This window comes from Paenibacillus sp. JNU01, from assembly GCF_059130585.1.
Genome location: NZ_CP169723.1, coordinates 800,596 through 819,419 on the forward strand (window position 1 = coordinate 800,596; position 18,824 = coordinate 819,419).

General features: G+C 47.6%; 8 protein-coding genes and 1 pseudogene. 7 read left to right on the forward strand and 2 right to left on the reverse strand.

Going from position 1 to position 18,824, the window contains the following annotated elements; genetic code table 11:
- Positions 1-4 precede the first annotated feature (4 nt).
- Entirely contained in the window at positions 5-130 is a 126-nt protein-coding gene (locus tag NLBNIHML_RS03210; RefSeq protein ID WP_494353761.1) for a hypothetical protein, read from the forward strand.
- Between the two features lie 85 nt (positions 131-215).
- On the opposite strand, the pseudogene NLBNIHML_RS03215 reads toward NLBNIHML_RS03210, so the two are convergent.
- A pseudogene (locus tag NLBNIHML_RS03215) lies at positions 216-419 on the reverse strand (amidohydrolase family protein); the annotation flags it as partial.
- A 706-nt stretch (positions 420-1,125) separates the two neighbouring features.
- On the opposite strand from NLBNIHML_RS03215, the gene NLBNIHML_RS03220 reads away from it, so the two are divergent.
- From NLBNIHML_RS03220 to NLBNIHML_RS03245, 6 genes are all read left to right on the forward strand, one after another.
- Positions 1,126-3,501 (forward strand): glycoside hydrolase family 95 protein, encoded by a 2,376-nt coding sequence (locus NLBNIHML_RS03220; protein WP_494353762.1) that lies wholly within the window; start codon positions 1,126-1,128, stop codon positions 3,499-3,501.
- 132 nt (positions 3,502-3,633) lie between these two features.
- Positions 3,634-5,688: an alpha-galactosidase gene (locus tag NLBNIHML_RS03225; RefSeq protein ID WP_494353763.1), complete on the forward strand. Its 2,055-nt coding sequence runs from the start codon at positions 3,634-3,636 to the stop codon at positions 5,686-5,688.
- 152 nt (positions 5,689-5,840) lie between these two features.
- Entirely contained in the window at positions 5,841-8,171 is a 2,331-nt protein-coding gene (locus tag NLBNIHML_RS03230; protein ID WP_494353764.1) for a glycoside hydrolase family 95 protein, read from the forward strand.
- 100 nt (positions 8,172-8,271) lie between these two features.
- Positions 8,272-9,804: a response regulator gene (locus NLBNIHML_RS03235; protein WP_339255482.1), complete on the forward strand. Its 1,533-nt coding sequence runs from the start codon at positions 8,272-8,274 to the stop codon at positions 9,802-9,804.
- 237 nt (positions 9,805-10,041) lie between these two features.
- Positions 10,042-14,622 (forward strand): S-layer homology domain-containing protein, encoded by a 4,581-nt coding sequence (locus tag NLBNIHML_RS03240; RefSeq protein ID WP_339255484.1) that lies wholly within the window; start codon positions 10,042-10,044, stop codon positions 14,620-14,622.
- A 167-nt stretch (positions 14,623-14,789) separates the two neighbouring features.
- Positions 14,790-16,910 carry an alpha-galactosidase gene (locus NLBNIHML_RS03245; RefSeq protein ID WP_339255486.1) on the forward strand — a complete coding sequence of 707 codons (2,121 nt, stop codon included), beginning with the start codon at positions 14,790-14,792 and terminating at the stop codon, positions 16,908-16,910.
- A gap of 65 nt (positions 16,911-16,975) precedes the next feature.
- Here NLBNIHML_RS03245 and NLBNIHML_RS03250 read toward each other — a convergent pair whose 3' ends face one another.
- Positions 16,976-18,733 carry a cache domain-containing sensor histidine kinase gene (locus NLBNIHML_RS03250; protein WP_339255488.1) on the reverse strand — a complete coding sequence of 586 codons (1,758 nt, stop codon included), beginning with the start codon at positions 18,731-18,733 and terminating at the stop codon, positions 16,976-16,978.
- Positions 18,734-18,824: the final 91 nt, after the last annotated feature.

The window sequence follows — 18,824 nt, forward strand, 5'->3', positions numbered from 1 at the left end:
CTCTTTGAATCAATTGGGCAAGCAACTCGCTTTTAAAACTGTGGGCAAACGCTTTTTACCGCATGCCCAAGACGTACTTGAAAAATTGGAAGAAGCTCGTAGTGCTGTCCATAACAATGAAAAAACTTAATGGTACCCTAACGAGAAGAGGGACTTCATTTTGAAGTCCCTCTTCTTGGAAATTTCACAATTAGCAACGCCATAATTTACTAGGTTTAACCTAGTTGTTGCGAACCATTGAACCACACGGATTGGATTGACAAGGTATCAGAAATATTAGTGGTCGGATCACCGTTTATGAGAATAAGATCCGCACGCGCACCTTCGGTAATCCGGCCGCGATCATGTAGGCCAAAACAACGGGCCGGTTTGGCAATAGCCGACTGAAGAGCTTCGATCGTAGTGAACCCGACCTTCACTCATTCCAAAAAGAAGAGGATGAAATTGCTCAAACCTTTAATGACGAGCAGAAGCAAATCTTAAAGAAATTGCTAATCAAAATTAATGAAAGCATATATGGAAAAGGAAATATATAGATAGTCTAAAGCTAAAAGGAATGTTGCCTTGCAAACACGTTTAAACGAACGGGAAACAAAGTTCCATAAAACCAAAGGAGGCCGCTGATCAACAGGATCAGCGGCCTTATTCGACTACCGGGCTGAAAGACGATGACAATCAAAAGTTTCGCGGGACAAGAACATTGTGCCATTTCCGATTTGTTAGTGATTTATCTGGTGATGAGATCGAATCTGTCCGTTCCGGTTCGTTGACGACCTACACCTCCAACAAAGTGGCTGCTGTTGAGCATTTAAGCGCTCGTGAGCTTTTGCTGGCTTGCTCATCAGGTACCGGATGGTATTGGCAGCCAGGATGTCATTGAGAACATAACCTGGACACCGTTTCGCATCTTGCAGTGATGTCCAGATTCTGAAAGCCAAGTACACTTGTGGGTTGGTTTTCAAGTCGAATAAATAATTGTCTACCACAGAGACAGGAAAGTTATCCTGTTTTGAAGAAACAGTTTATGTAAGCGCATGCAGCAAGGTTAACCTTGTCGATAACACGTTTACGGATGTTCCAAATAGAATTGGCTAGCTAATGAGAGAATTTTAAGGGAGAGTGCACATGAAACTTCAATATGACAAACCTGCAAATGTATGGACGGAAGGGCTTCCCATAGGTAATGGCCGTCTTGGCGGCATGATCTTTGGTGGGGTGGAGCAGGAGAAAATCAGCTTGAATGAGGACACCCTGTGGTCCGGTTATCCGAAGGACGGCAACAATCCTGGGGCAAAGGATACTCTGCCAAAGGTCCGCGCGCTGTTACAGGAGGAACGTTATACGGAAGCAGACACGCTGACCAGAGAGATGATGGGCCCGTACACCCAATCGTACCTACCCTTCGGAGATTTACTCCTGCATTTTGAACACGGGGATATCTACCATTCCTACAAGCGGACGCTGGATGTAGAAAATGCAGTGCACAGCCTTGAATATCAGATTGGCCATGTGATTTATACCCGCGAAATGTTTGCGTCGCATCCGGATCAGGTACTTGTGCTGCGGCTGGCTGCTAGTGTGGAAGGTGCGCTGAATGTACATGCGTCACTGGATAGCCCGCTTCGGCATGTGACTAGTGCTAGGGAAGAACGTTTGGTTCTGGAAGGAACTGCCCCGGAGCATGTAGATCCGAGCTATTTTGCAAGCGATGAGCCGATTCGATACGGTGACCCTGAACATAACAAGGCAATGGTATTTGAAGGACAGCTAGCGGTGAAGACAGAGGACGGACAGGTAACGGTGGATGGCAATGGAATTCATGTATTGGGTGCAACAACGGCAACCTTTTATTTCAGCGCAGCTACAAGTTTTAACGGTATGGATGCCATTCCGGGAGTTGAGGGAAAAGATGCTTCCTTCACTGCAAGTTCATTTCTGGATGAGGCGGTAGCCAAGCAATATGACAGCATGCTTGACTCGCATATTGAAGATTACCGTAGGTTGTTTGATCGGGTGAAGCTCCAGATTGGGAATTCACCTGCTCCGGAGGAGATGTCCACCGAACAGCGGATTACAACCTATGGAGCGGAGGACCCGGGGCTTGTGGAACTGCTCTTTCACTATGGGCGCTACTTGCTGATCTCAAGCTCCCGTCCGGGAACACAAGCCGCGAACCTTCAGGGTATATGGAATGCAGTAACTCGCCCTCCCTGGAGCAGCAATTATACGTTGAACATCAACACGGAGATGAACTATTGGCCTGCTGAAGTATGCAATCTGGCGGAATGCCATGAGCCCTTACTGGACTTGATCAGCAATCTGGCGAAGAAGGGCGTTGAAACAGCACAGGTCAATTATGGAACTCGCGGGTGGACCGCGCATCATAACACGGATATCTGGGGACAGACGGCGCCGGTGGGCAATTATGGTGACGGTGATCCAAGCTGGGCCTTCTGGCCGATGGGAGGTGTTTGGCTGACTCAGCATCTATGGGAGCATTATACCTTTAGCGGAGACGAGGAGTATTTGCGTACTTCCGCTTATCCTGTGTTGAAGGAGGCAGCCCTGTTCGCACTGGACTGGCTGATTGACGATGGTAGCGGTTGTCTTGTGACTGCACCTTCGACATCGCCGGAGCATAAATTCAGAACAGCGCAAGGTGTAGCAGCGGTCAGTCCAGGTTCAACCATGGATATCTCATTGATCTGGGAATTGTTCACCAACTGTATTGAAGCCTCGGAGATTCTTGGAACGGACCCGGATTTCAGAAACGAACTGGTGAGCATCCGTGAGCGTCTTCACCCGCTGCAAATCGGCAAATACGGCCAATTGCAGGAGTGGTCGAAGGACTTTGAGGATGAGGATATCTATCATCGGCATACCTCACATCTGGTAGGGGGTTATCCGGGTCGCCAGCTTTCGGACGAGGAGACACCAGAGTTGTTTGGCGCTGCCAGAACCTCGCTTGAGCGACGGGGAGATGAAAGCACGGGCTGGAGCCTGGGATGGCGTGTTGCGCTTTGGAGTCGTTTCAGGGAAGGAAACCGTTCCCTGCGTCTGCTATCCAACATGCTACGCCTGGTCAGAGATGGGTCGTCGGAACAATACAACCATGGAGGGGTTTATCCGAATCTTCTGGGAGCACATCCTCCGTTTCAGATCGACGGCAACTTCGCCGCCTCTGCCGGGATAGCCGAGATGCTGCTGCAATCTCACCGTCCTTATATGGAACTGCTTCCCGCACTGCCGGATGCTTGGCAACAAGGCAGCGTTTCCGGTCTGCGTGCCCGAGGCGGATTTGAGGTTAGTATCCGGTGGGACAACGGACAACTTGCAGAAGCGTATATCACTTCACACCTGAGCCGGGACTGCGTGCTTAAAGGTGAAGGTCCAGTTGTGGTAACACTTGACGGCAACGTGATTGAAACGGAGAGCATCGATTTAAATCACATAAGCTTCCCTACATCTGCAGGACGTACTTACAAGGTTAAGTTGAGTTAAATCGCGTTATGTATCGGAAGATCGTTGCATGGCAAATGCTCTATTCGGTCTTTATAATTAGGGCAGACTTGGGCAGGAGAGACATAACCAGCTCCGCTCAGGGCACAGCATGCAACAATAAGGAGGCGCATCATGCTAACTAGCGATACAGCCGTACAAGTGCAGCAACAGAATGATAATCTTGTAAGCATTACAAATGGGCACGTGAGCCTGGAGATTAATCTTGAAAATGGTGAAGTATCCTTTATCGGCAAGCATTCTTCCCATGTAAAGGGCATTCGTAGTGCTTTTCGCTGGCAGGGCCGGGAATACAGCACCGATCATTATCAGAACCATGAGCTGGCGTTACAGGAAGATATTGTTCGAGAAGGTTTTGGAAAAGGTATCCGCTTGGTCGTATTGCATAAAACCTCGTTGCTGCCGCAACTGGAGCAGCATTTTTATATGTATGAATCCTCACCGTTTGTACTGGTGCAGACCGCTATAGTCAGTGATGAAGAGCTTAAGGCGAATCGCATGGCTGTCATCCAATCCAAAACCATATCCCTCGGCGGAAATTCCGGCCAGGATGAACCGAGCGTTCTGCGTGTACCATTTGACAACGATAAATGGGTGAGATATACGGTGGTCAAGCCGCCGCTTGATGTGGAGAGCTACGAAGCGACAGCCTTGTTCGCTCCCGATAGCCGACGGGGAATTGTGATGGGTTCCCTTACGCATAAAGTATGGAAAACAGGGATTCGTATGCAAAGCGAAAAAAGCGGACGGATTGAGGGACTTGATCTGTACGGTGGTGCCGTGAGTGAACTGACTCGCGATTCCCAGCCTCATGGTTATGTGAAGGGAAAAAGAGTGGAATCTCCCCTGGTATTCGTCGGGTTCTATGAAGACTACCGTGAAGGTCTTGAAGCTTACGGTCAGGCGAATACCTGGATTGAGACTCAATTGCCTTGGGAGGGCGGTGTTCCAATCGGGTGGAACAGTTGGTCTGCGGCCATGAGTGATCTGGACTATGATCTGTATACAGCAACCAGCGATTTTCTAAAAAAAGAAGTGCAACCACTTGGATTCCAGAATGAAGATACTTTATATATTAACTTTGATGCGTTCTGGGACAATTTCACACCGGAAGAAATGAAGAGTGCGTTGGACCGGGTACGGCAAAACGGACATAGAGCGGGCACGTACTGGACCCCATTTGCCTTCTGGGGAGGGCCTGATCAGTTCGGTCAGACGGTCGAAGGAAGTAACGGCAAATACACCTATGCTGATATCCTGCTGCGTGACGGTGAGGGCGAGATCCTGCCGGATGTAGACGGTGGTCTGGCTATTGACCCGACACATCCTGGAAACCTGCAAAGGATTGACTGGTTCACGGGCAAATTCATCTCGGAAGGTTTCGAATATATCAAATTGGATTTCTTGGCGCATGGCGCGCTTGAAGGGCAGCACCACAACCCGGATATTACAACAGGAATCGCGGCTTATCATTATGGCATGTCTTATTTGCAACATAAGCTCTCGCCAGACGTAATCGGACGACCGTTTTTCATTAACTTGTCCATCGCTCCATTATTTCCTTATGCTTTTGCCCACAGCCGCCGTATCTCCTGTGATGTCTTCGGTACACTTGCGGATACGGAATACCTGCTGAACTCATTGACACACGGCTGGTGGATGAGCAATACGCTCTATCGCTACAATGATCCTGACCATTCGGTATTGTACAAAAGCTTCAACCAGGAAGCTACCGGTTGGCATGAAGGACGCAGCCGTCTGACCGCTTCAGTTATTGCCGGTACGGTGCTCCTGCTAGGGGATGACTTCCGTAAAGAGGAAGCTGCCGAACGAGCAAAAGAATGGCTTGGCAACAAGGATATTTTGAGCGTTGTTCGTATGGGCAAAACCTTCCGTCCAGTTGAAGGTGATTATGGGAAGCTGTCTTCTGACGTGTTTGTCTTGGAATCGCCGGAAGAGAACAGTTTCTATCTCGCCGTCTTCAACTTTGATGCTGAACAAGCTGCGGTTAAATCTATCTCGCTGGAGCGGGCCGGACTAAATTCCAATGCTGTATACAGCTTGCAGGATCTGTGGGAAGGCTCACAAGGGGAAACGTCTGGAGGGCTTACTGTCTCACTGGAACCTGCGGAATCCAAAATCTTCAGATTGACTGTGAAGGGAAACTGACCTGAGGCGAAGTGACCATTCAAAGCCTTGTTCAGTTTTAGAATAAAAACAAAGACAAACGCGCGCTTATGTATCTCACAGATCGCGCGTTTGTCTATTTTTGGGAAGGAGTCTATTTCTAGAGATAATCATTTTGGACCGGAGGACATGATATGAATGATTTTACTATGTGGTATTCAACGCCTGCTGCACATTGGTCTCAAGGCCTGCCGCTGGGAAATGGAAGAATAGGGGCAGTTGTTATGGCTTCATCCCATCGAGAGGTATGGAGTATGAGCGAAGTTACCTTCTGGTCGGGTCGGATTGAACAAGAACAGCCTTCTGCAGGAAGCAAGGCTGCACTGGAAGAGATGCGTAGCCATTTCTTCTCCGGCGATTATGATGAAGGAGATCGTCTTGCCAAACAACATTTGCAGCCAAAGAAGGGTAATTTCGGTACCCATCTCGGATTATGTGAAGTTGTTATTGATATGGAGAAGAAGAATTCGAGTTCGGATGAAGCGGGAAGCTTCCAACGTGAGTTGGATCTGACTCAAGCGCTTGCCGGAGCGTTCTGGAAGGATGACAACAGCATGATTCGACGTGAAGTTTTCGCATCCAATGTCGATGATTTAGTGGCCTCCAGAGTCTGGAGCGAAGCTCCGGGTGGAGTAACCTTTACACTTGGCTTACAGGCAGGCACGGAATCATTCAAGGTTGTAGCTTTAGATGACAATACGCTTGAATTCCAAGGACAGGCAACGGAAAATGTACATAGCGATGGGACTTGTGGCGTATGGTCCAAGGGTTTGGTCAAGTTGGTTATTTCCGGGGGGACCATCGCAAGTATTGATGGTCGATTAACTGTGACCAGAGCGGATGAGGCATGGATTTATTTTAGTGTGAGCACAGATTATCGCCGTACAGATCAGGATTGGGAAACAGAGAGCGAGTCTACGCTGTTGAAGGCTTTAAAGAAGGGGTATGCCTCGTTGAGGGAGGAGCATGTCCGCGATTACAGCGAGCAATATGACAAGGTTGATATTCAATTGGGGGGCAAGAGGAAAGCCGATCTGGCTACAGACCAACGCATTCGTTTGTTGGAACAGAATGACAAGAATGAAGATCCGCAGCTTTTCGCTTTATTTTTTCAATATGGACGGTATCTGACCATTGCGGGTTCTCGCAAGAACTCTCCGCTACCGCTCCATCTCCAGGGAATCTGGAATGATGGTGAAGCGTGCCGGATGGGATGGAGCTGTGACTATCACCTGGACGTGAATACCCAGATGAATTATTACCCCACAGAGATTGTGAATCTGGGAGAGAGCCATCTTCCGCTGTTGCGCTACATTGAAGATCTGGCACTGGCGGGCAGAGAAACGGCACGTAACGTATATGGATGCGACGGATGGGTCGCTCATGTGTTCTCCAATGTATGGGGTTTTACGTTACCTGGATGGGAGACCTCGTGGGGGTTGAATGTTACAGGAGGATTATGGCTGGCTACACACCTGATTGAGCATTATGAGTACAGTCAGGATCGTGCTTTCCTAGAGAATGTGGCCTATCCCGTACTTAAAGAATCGGCGGTTTTCAATCTGGACTATATGTGTGAGCATCCTCGGAACGGTTGGCTGGTAACGGGTCCTTCGAATTCGCCGGAGAATCATTTTTATCCTGATAATTCAAGAGAGGGGACACAGCAGCTGTCCATGGGAACGACAATGGACCAGATGCTGGTGCGCAGGCTCTTTGAGTTTTGTCTTCATTCAGTTGAACTTCTGAACAAAGACGAGGAACTTGGACGCAAGCTGTATGAAGCAATTAGCAAGCTTCCACCTCTACAGATCGGCAAGAAAGGCCAGTTACAAGAGTGGCTGGAGGATTATGAGGAGGGGCAGCCGGAGCATCGGCATTTGTCCCATATGTATGCTCTGTATCCGGACAGTCAGATTACACCTGAACGTACACCGGAACTCAGTGCGGCAGCACGAGTAACGCTGGAGAACCGCATGGTCCAGGAAGAGCTGGAGGATGTTGAATTTACAGCTGCTTTGTTTGGACTGGGTTTTGCAGGATTGCACGATGGGGAAATGGCATATAAACACCTCTCACATTTGATCGGCGGCTTGTGTTTTGATAATCTGTTCACCTATTCCAAATCCGGAATTGCAGGAGCAGAGAGTAATATTTTCGTCATTGATGGAAATTTCGGCGGTACAGCTGTCTTAGCGGAGATGCTGCTGCAAAGTTATGCGGGCGAGATTCACCTTCTCCCAGCACTGCCACAGGCATGGAGCACAGGATCTATCTCCGGTCTGCGGGCAAAAGGGAATGCTGAGGTTGACATCGTCTGGGAGAATGGAAAGCTGACCTCTGCGAACATTCACACTTGCTCGTCAGGAACGTTCACCATTGGTTGGGGGGAACAAAGAACAATCCTTCATGCCGAAGCAGGCGAAAGGTACTATTTCAATAGCGAGCTGGAGTTGGTAAAATAACGATCTATACTTGAAAATGACTTTCATTGATATAAACCATGGTCCCACGGGGGGAAAAACATATAATAGAGACAGAAAGAGACAAAGGGAGGGGACATGGATGTACAGTATTTTTTTGGTAGACGATGAAGAACTGGGACTTGAGATGATGAGGGATTATATCCGTTGGGAAGAGATGGGTATCTATATCATGGGAACAGCGAGTAACGGCAGGGAGGCCTTGGAGAAGATTGAGGCTACCCAGCCGGATATCGTTCTTACCGATGTTCAGATGCCGATAATGAACGGTATTGATCTGGCTAGAAAGATATATGAGAGCTACGACTCGATCCAGGTGATGTTTCTGACCGGACACGACGAATTCCAATATGTAAAATCGGCTATCAACGTAGGGGCCGTGGGGTATATGTTAAAACCTTTGGATATGAACGAAATTGAAAGCGTTATCAGTAAAGTTAAACAGCGTTGTGAAGAGGTTGCAATGAAGAACCGTTCTTTGGAGGCGGCCAAAGCCAATATCCTGAAGGAGTTATCTTACGAAAAAAATGAGGCTCGTGCTAATGATCTTGCTTGTAGTTACAGCCGTCTAACCCGACAACCAGAGACCGACCGATATGCAATGGCCTTGTTCAGTATCGATCCCAAGGAGGCTGAAGAGGAACAGCAAAGTCTGGAGGAATGTACAGGTCGGCTGGTGGCTTTTCTCGACCATTTCTTCAAGGCGAAGAACATGAAAGGGATCTTTGTGGATTACAAGGAAGGAGAGACTGGTGTATTTATGGAAGCAGCCCAGCAGCCGGGACACTATGCGTGGGAAGACTTGGCTGAGGCTATTCGTAGTGCACTGGATTTCACGGTGACGGCAGCTGTAGGAGGACAAGAGACCGAGTTAGCCCATATTCACTGTCTGTACGAACAGACGCGTATCGTTTTGAACGAGCGTTTCTATGAAGGTACAGGCACGATTATTCATGCGGAGTCACTTTCGAACCAGTTTTATACGGAGCATATGCCCCCTTTTGAACAAAAGGGATGGTTTGAGGCTATTAACCGACTAGATTTTGAATGGGCGGCACAGAATCTGCACGGGTATATTGAGGGATTGGCGAAACTGCGAGTCAAGAAGAAAATCATCTGCGACTGGTCGATAGATCTCGTGAATGAGCTGCTGGAGCAGCTTCATAAACCTGTTCCGAAGCGGGCTGAGCTATATCATTCCATCTATAATGCACTGACTCTGCATGAGATCGAAGATCTGATTCTCGGTACTGCGGAAGATGCTGTGAGCATGCTGGGTGAACGGTTTATGGACAAAAATGCAAAATTGATTCATAAGGTCCGTACCCTCATCGATCAGAATTACAATCAGCCGATTACCATCAACAGCCTGTCTGATCAGGTCTATCTGTCACCGAACTATTTGAGATCCATTTTTAAGGACAAAACAGGGATGACTATTCATGATTACCTGACACACATCAGACTGGATAAAGCCAAGGAAATGCTGGCAGATGGCTCGCTCAAGATTCACGATATCGCGCAGAACGTGGGCTATGAGAGTACATCCTATTTTATTTCTCTATTCCTTAAGACACAGGGCGTAACACCCAACGAATACAGGAAAAGTATATGACGATAAAGGTAATGATGGTATTGATATGGTAAATGAAAGAGGCTTTCCTGTATGAATAATAACATTGTGGTATGGAACATCCCCCTCCTCCTTTTTACAATTAGGCATATAGGAAAGGAAGGAGGAGAGAGGGGATTTAACAGCTCTTTATGAAAGCGATTACAGATAATAGCTATGAACCACTAAAGGATAGGCATATGGAGATCTAACTCAATCAAAAGAAAATGGAGGCATGATATGTTGGGACGAATTATGAAAAAAGGATTTGTGTTCTTTATCATTATTTGTTTGGTCATAGGCGGGGGCCAGTTCGCCCGAACAGCTCACGCCGATGAGATGAATACCTATGAAGCTGAGGCCGAGGGGAATATTTTGCTTGGTAACGCGACAATCTCTGATAGCCCGACGGCTTCAGGCGGCAAGAAAGTCGGAGGCATGTATCAGGGCAGTTCCTTGCAATTTAATAATATTACTGTAAGTGAGACAGGAAATTATAAGATTTCCGTTTACTACATTTCAGGTGATTCGCGGCCATTCAATATTAGTGCGAATGGCGGGGAGAAGCAATATGAAGAACCGCCCAAGACAGTTGACTGGGATACGGTGGGAATGTTTGACGTGACCCTTCCGTTGAACGCGGGTACCAACGCCATCCTGATCGATGATAACAACTGGTATTCTCCCGACATCGACAAGATCGTGATCCGAGGTTTGGACAGTGGTCATCCTGGAGAAGGTGGCGGAGACGACTGGAAGAAAAATCTGCATGGTGCAGTCATTGAGGCAGAAGCAGCCGACAATATTTTGAAAGGCAATGCCAAGGTGGTGGACAGCAGTATCAGTTCAGGCGGAAAAAAAGTAACGGATCTGAACAAAAACAGCTCACTGCAATTTACGAATGTTACTGTACCGGCAGAGGGTACATATTTGATCCGAATATCTTATATCTCTGGTGACCAGCGACCTGTATATATGCAAGTAAACAATGGCACGGATGAGATGATTGATCTGCCCAAAACGGCAAGTTGGAATACGGTAGGTACGTATGATGCGGAAGTTTCCCTCCATAAGGGAGTTAATACCATTACGTTCTCGGATCATGATTGGTACTCCCCCGATTTGGACCGAATTGAAGTCATCCCGTATACGCTTAGCTATGAAGCCGAAGATTCGGGTAATACGCTGACTGGTGAAGCGCGTGTAACAGAGAGTCCGAATGCTTCCGGCGGCAAAAAGGTCGGCTATCTGAATGGTGGGAGCTCCTTGACGTTCAACAAAATTATAGCCCCCATGACAGGTGATTACCGCGTTAAGGTAGATTATTTTTCCGGTGATCCACGGAGTTTCTATGTCCATGCGAATGGTGGGGAAGAGCAGTTCCATGACCTGCCCAAAACCCCGGATTGGGATACGGTAGGTACGTATGATCTTACACTCCCATTAAATGAAGGCGAGAATACGATAACTTTTTCAGACAATAATGGCTATTCTCCCGATCTGGATCGGATTATCGTTGAGCCTGCAATAGAGACGGAACCCGAAACTCCGGGTGAAGGCGATGATGATCTGGGAACACCGGGTGACTCACAACGATACGGGGATATCACGGTGACCGATTACACCCATGGCCTTCTGGTATCGAACGGAAAATATGAAGTGTCTTATAGTACCCAAACCGGATTTGCCGGGTACAGCTGGGCAGACGGACAGAAGATGCGTGGTATCTTCAGCAGCATTAAAATTGGGGAGAATCTTGTTGAAACCAAAGGGTATGAGAGTCATGTAAGCGGTGGAAAACCGGTGGAAATTCAGGATGGCTTCGGCAAAGGCGTGGAGCTGACTTTTGTTCATACTTCCACTGGCAAGCCAACTCTGAAGCAAGTCTATCGGTTTTATGAAGATCAATCGTATTTCCTCAACCGTCTGGATGCCCTCAGTGATACAGAGATTCAGAGCAATTACATGTCACCCATAACGGTGAAAAATACGGGCGGTGTAGATATCGGCGTCAGCTCAGATAATCGAGTACTGACCGTGCCTTTTGACAATGATGCCTGGATTCGTTACAAATCTCAAACGATGAACCGGGCGGATACCAGCTACGAAATGACGACGGTATTTAATAACTCGTCTCGTCATGGTCTGGTGATCGGTTCAGTAACCCATGACACATGGAAGACTGGTATTGATTGGAAAGGGTCTGCTAATCGTTTGAATGAATTTGCTGTGTACGGTGGCGCAGCGAGTGACGTTACTCGTGACACCCAGCCACATGGCAGCCTGACCGGTACTGAAATATCCTCACCTATGATTATGGTAGGCGGTTTCAGTGATTATCGTACAGGACTTGAAGAATACGGTAAAGCCAATGCGATCATCACACCTCCCCTGGCCTTGAATCCAGAATTGCCGCAAGGTGTTCCAGTTGGATGGAATAGCTGGGGAGCTTATGATAGCGGGCTGTCGTATCAGAACGTAGTGGATGTGTCTAATTATTTTAAGAACAGCCTGAAGAAGTTCAATAATAACGGCAATGTGTTCATTAATATGGATTCCTACTGGGATAATCTGAGTGATGCAGAGCTTGCCCAAGCCGTATCCGTCATTAAGAACAATGGTCAGCATGCGGGCATCTATTGGGGACCATTTGTATATTGGGGCAACGATATGAGCCAAAAAGTGGATGGTACCAATGGGCAATATACGTATGGGGACATTGTACTCAAGGATAGTGCAGGGAAACCTCTGCCTACACTGGATGGAGCGTATGCACTGGATGTGACACATCCGGGGAGTCAATTGCGCATGAATTATTTTCTGGATAAGTTTAAAGCGCTGGGCTTCACATTCATCAAACTGGATTTCTTAACCCATGGCTCGCTGGAAGGCCAACATTATGATACTAATGTGACGACAGGGATTCAGGCGTACAATGAAGGAATGCATTACGTCGAAGAACGATTGGACGGGAAAATGTTTATTAGTGCGTCCATCGCACCAATCTTTCCGAGCCAATACGCGCACAGCAGACGGATCTCCTGTGACACCTATGGCAAAATCAACGAGACGGAGTACATGCTTAATTCATTGACATATGGCTTCTGGCAAAATGGAACGATCTATTCCTACACAGACCCTGATCATCTGGCATTAAGCAGAGCATCCAGCCTGGAGGAAGCCCGTACCCGCGTGAATTCCGGTGTAATTGCCGGTACGGTGATGCTGGATTCCGATGATGTGAATGATCCGAAGGCACAGGAGTACATGACGGCATTGTACAATAACACGGATGTTCTTCAGGTGGCGCTGAAAGGGAAAGTATTCAAACCACTTGAAGGGAATACAAACGCCAACGCCGCAGATACGTTTGTTCTGAAGGAAGGCAATGATTATTACCTTGCTATATTTAATTACAACGGCAACAGTTCAGCAAACAAAACGATCGATCTGGGCCGCGCCGGACTGAATGATTCCAAAACCTATACTTTAAAAGACTTGTGGACAAGTGAATCTTCGTCAGCCACAGGTTCATGGTCCATCTCGCTGGGGCCGGCTGAATCGAAGTTGGTTAAATTGACCGAAAAAAAGAATATCCCTGAAAATCCAGGCAACCCAGGTAACCCAGGTAATCCAAGCAATCCTGGCAACAACGGCAATAACAATACTACTACTAGTGGGAACTCCGGCAACAGCACAGCTCAGGAGAACGATACAGTAACACTGGTCATCACAGCGGATATGCTGAAAGTGGACAGTGGAGCAGGGAAAGCCGTCGTAGACATCAAAGCAGATACTCAGGAAGTAAAACTTTCAACGGCTGTCTTACGCCAGCTCGGCAACTATACACTGGAAGTGAAATCAGGCAAGCTATCCCTGCAAATTCCTTCGAGTTTGTTCAAGCAGCTGTTAAATAAGTTACCGGCAGGGCAACAGGAAGAAAGTACGATTTACTTGAAAATGGTTCCACTTGGCAGCAAGGCCAAGGAGGTCGTTGCAGCAGTGGAATCATCATCTCGGGCAACCGTTGCTCTTAAGGGAGAAATCTATGAATTCAGCCTCTCGGCAACAACCAAATCAGGTACAACCGAAACACTCTCTGTGTTTGATCACCCCATTACGCTGAGCCTGGCAGCAGCCGAGAGCTTCGACCCTTCACAGGGAGGAATGTATTATATTAACGAAAATGACGAACTGAAATTTTTAAAATCGGATTATGCGAATGGTGTATTAACGACTACAGTGAGCCACTTCAGCAAGTATGCCGTGCTGGAACTCGATCGGACTTTTACCGATGTTCCGGCCAGTCATTGGGCCAACTCTGTAATCAAGGAGTTGGCAGCAAAGGGCTATGTCGAAGGTACAAACGAGGATCAATTTGAGCCAGGACGTGCAGTCACCCGCGCTGAATTCACCACCATGCTCGTTCATTCTCTGGGGCTGACCGTAGCTGGAGAAATACAATTTTCAGATGTTGCGACAGATGCCTGGTACGCGGAACCCATCTCGATTGCGACCCAAGCCGGTATTGTGAAGGGACGAAGCGCAGTCAGCTTCCAGCCGGATTCGCAGATTACCCGGGAGGAAATCACGGTGATGCTGATGAAGGCATATGAACTGAATGTTGGGAACGTGCCTGTTGGTTCTACAGATATCTTGTTTACCGATATGGATCAAGTTTCTTCATGGGCAGCTGATTCGGTAAAGGATGCAGCCCGACTAGGACTGGTTCAAGGCCAAAGACGGGGACAGTTTGTGCCGAAAGAGATTGCATCCCGTGCTGAAGCGGCTCAGGTCATCTATAACTTAATTTTGAAGTAGGCTTTAAGGCTGCGAATTCCATCGCAGCCTTATTTTCATACCTTTGAAATGACAGACGATATCCCTTATGGATTGTAAGAATGCGATATGGCTAATGTAACTCCTGCTTCTTACAATAATAAGTATGTTCACAACACACAGCACGAGGGTAACAGGAACTCGAAAGGATGATAAACTTGACGATTCAATATAATGAACAGCTACGTATATTTGCAATACAGACGCAAAATTCGTCCTACATTTTCGGAATTAATGAGAGAGACCACCTCCAACATCTGTATTGGGGTGACCTCGTTGACATTGAGGACAGCGCGCCGTTGCTCCAACTACAATCCCATAGCTCTTTTGACGCGGAAGTGGAGAGAGAGGTGGAGGAGTATAGCTTCTGGGGAGGTGCTTCTTATACAGAGCCATCTCTGAAACTGCGTATGCCAGATGGTGTCCGCGATCTTCAGGTAAGGTATGACCGTCACGAGATCATAGAACAGGATGGCAGACAGACGTTGATAATTACGTTGAAGGATCAGGTATATGCACTTGAGACGCAGCTGATATATCGGGTCATCCCGGAATTCGATCTGGTGGAGCGTTACGCCAACATCATCAATATGGGACAGAAGGATATCGTGCTGGAAAGCATGCAATCCGCAGCCTGGACTTTGCCATATCTCCAGGATTACCGTCTGACGCATGTTACGGGGAAATGGTCGGGTGAATTCCAACTGCGAAATACCATTTTGACAGAGGGGAAAAAGGTGCTTGAATCACGGAGAGGTTTCACTGACGGTCATGCCAACCCATGGTTTGCAATAGATGACGGCCTTTCGACTGAAACAGGCGGCAGGGTATGGTTTGGTGCTCTCGCCTGGAGCGGCAACTGGAAGATGGTCGCTGAGAAGACGCCATTCACGCATGTGCGGGTCACAGGTGGCATCCATGATTTTGACAATGAATGGTTGCTGGGTGCGGGCGAGAGTTTTGAGACACCTGTCTTTGTCGGCGGATTCAGCCCTGAGGGCTTTGGCGGAATGAGCCACCGCTTACATCAATATCAATACAAGTACATATTGCCCCGCAGTAAAATTGGGAAAGTGCTGTACAACTCCTGGGAAGCTACCTACTTCGATGTGAACGCACAGGATCAAATGGCGCTTGCCGAGCGGGCAGCCAGGATGGGTGTGGAGCTATTTGTCGTGGATGACGGCTGGTTTGGGCAGCGACACTCCGACCGTGCAGGGTTGGGTGACTGGAACGTGAATAAGGAGAAATTTCCGAACGGACTTGTGGAGCTGATTGACCGGGTTCACGGACTTGGGATGGAATTCGGCATATGGGTAGAGCCGGAGTCGGTCAACCCGGATAGTGATCTCTATAGAGCACATCCAGACTGGGTATATCATTTTGAAACCCGGGGACGAACGGAGCTTCGCAATCAGCTGCTGCTGAACATTTCCAAGCCTGAGGTTAAGCAATACATTATCCATTTTATGATCGAACTGCTTGGTAACCATGAGATTAAGTTCATTAAATGGGACATGAACCGGACCATCACGGAGCCTGGCATGAAGGGTCACCCCATTAACCGCCAGAAAGAAATATGGGTAAGGCATGTCCAGAGTCTCTATGATATATGGGCACAGCTACGAGCCAAGTTCCCGGATGTCGAGTTTGAGACTTGCGCAGGAGGTGGCTCGCGGATTGATCTGGGTATCTTCCGTTATGCTGACCAATCCTGGCCGAGCGACAATACGGATGCGTTCGACCGTCTGAGCATTCAGGAAGGCTTCTCGTATACGTACGCGCCACGTATGATGACCTGTTGGGTAACCGAGTCACCTACAGGAATGAATGGTCGAAACGTCTCCCTGAAGTATCGTTTCCACAGTGCAATGATGGGCACGCTTGGTATTGGCTCCAACCTGAACGAGTGGAGTAATGAATGGATTGAGCAGTCCCAGGAATTCATCGGTCAGTACAAAGCCATTCGCCACCTGGTACAATTCGGTAGACAATTCCGTTTGACTGCGCTTCGTCATAAGGGAGTTACCGCTGTACAGTACAGCGATGCAGCTGGAAGTGACCATGTGCTGTTCGCCTTTCTTCACTCGCAGAAGCTGGGTGAACCGTTGCCCAGACTCCGTTTGGTAGGTCTCCATGCTGACAAGACCTATATAATTGAAGAGTTGGGGTTATCGGTCCGTGGCCGTGCTCTGATGAACATTGGCGTGGAATTGCCTCTACGCGGTGATTTTGACAGCCTGGTGTATCGTATTCGTGAGCAAGTATAACGTTCTGTAGAATGGTTTAAAGGGAGTGCTTTGCAAGCCAATAGTGGCTGCATCGCACTCCTTTTTTATTGAATCTCTTTTTGAGGCAGACGGATCTGGACCGTGGTTCCCATGCCTAGTTTGCTAAACACTTTGACACCGTAGTATTCACCAAATTTGAGCTTAATTCTCCGATCCACATTTGAAATGCCATAGCCCCGTCCTTCTTTCTCCTCAAACAAAGACTGAAGCGTCTCACGCCGCATGCCCATTCCATCGTCTATAACCGATAAGATGATGCTACTGTTCTCGATGACGCCCTTGATATGGATATTTAGGGGCCGATCCTGATTCCAAAGAGCGTGAATGACTGCATTCTCCACAAAAGGCTGTAACGCTAGCTTCACAGTGGAGTAAGGCAGGATCGATTGATCTATCGTGTAGATGATGTTGAGCTTGCCCTTAAATCGAATAAGCTGAATGGCATTATAGCTCTGCGTCAGTTTCAGTTCCTCATTGATGGTCAGGATGCTCTTTCCTTTATTCAGGGATATCCGATAAAACTTGGCCAGATGAAGGACCATATCCTGAATCTGTGGATCTTGATGCTTTACGGCCAGAGAGGAGATCGAGCCGAGTGTGTTATACAGAAAATGAGGATTGATCTGAGCTTGAAGCAGGTCAAGCTCGGCTTCCTTGCTCTGCAGCTCCTTTTGGTAGACCTCCGTCACCAGGCTTTTCAACCGGGTTGTCATCTGTTCAAATGCAAAGTGAAGCTGTCCGATCTCATCACTGCCCATTTGTTCCTCATGGGTAGGGTTGAAATCTCCTCGTTCAATGCGCCGAATCATCCGTATTAACGTCCTGATGCGTTTGCTGAACAGCGATGCGGTAATATAAATGAGCAGCAGCGCCACGCCGATGAAGCCTAGTGAAATTTTGATAATAAGCTGAGAGAGAGCTTTGGCATCCTTGATAATACTGTCATAAGGGAAGATGGATACTGTTTTCCAGCCGTTTTTGAGCGTGTTATAAACCGCTAGAGCCTTTACCCCTTGATACGTTGTATCAAATCTTCCAGAAGCCGTATCGTCAAAATGTTGATGAAGAAGTTCGGGCAGGCTTGTATTAATTAACTGTTTGTCGGCGGAGGACAGAATCATACCTTTGTCATTAATGATGAAAATATCTTTGCCGCCTGCTTCCTTTTCCATTAAGGAATAGATGACCGACTCCGAGATTTGAAAGACCAGCATCCCATAGGGATACTGATTACTATTGTTGTTCAGCAGCCGGGCGAGTGTAAACATGGCAGGACCGTTCTCTGTCTGCGGCGTTGAGAGATGAATAATGTTCCCATAGGATTGTTTCAATTTGTGGAACAGTTCCGTGTTCTTAACTTCGGGTGTAATCTGCCGGATATAATAATTGTCTTTGGGCAATGATGGATTGTCTGAATAAATGAATGCGCTATCAAAATCAGGGTAGGCAGCCATCACAGTGTCAATTCGATTGCCAATGTAATTATAGACGTCCAGATAGGATGGGTCATCCTGATACTCGTTCGTCAGGTAATTGGCAAGGCGGTTATCCAAATAAATGGAGGCGGAAATGTGTTCGTAGCTATCCAGTTTGTTCTCCAGATTTTTAGTGATCTGAGCTGTTGAGTTCGTCATATTGATGTAGATCTGCTCAGTAAGTTTCGTTTTGGTAAGTTCGTAGGAAAAATAAACCAATAGCATCATTGGAATGATGGTGACCAGAACAAATACCATGAACAATTTGGAACGAAAGTTCAGGTTAACAAAAGGCATGTATATGTATTTTCGATAGAATTGGCGCATCCGGAAGCCCTCTCTTGACTGAATATTCGTTGCACAGTTCATCATAGCAGAGTGAATATGGAAATCCAATCCTCACTTTGCACAAAAACAT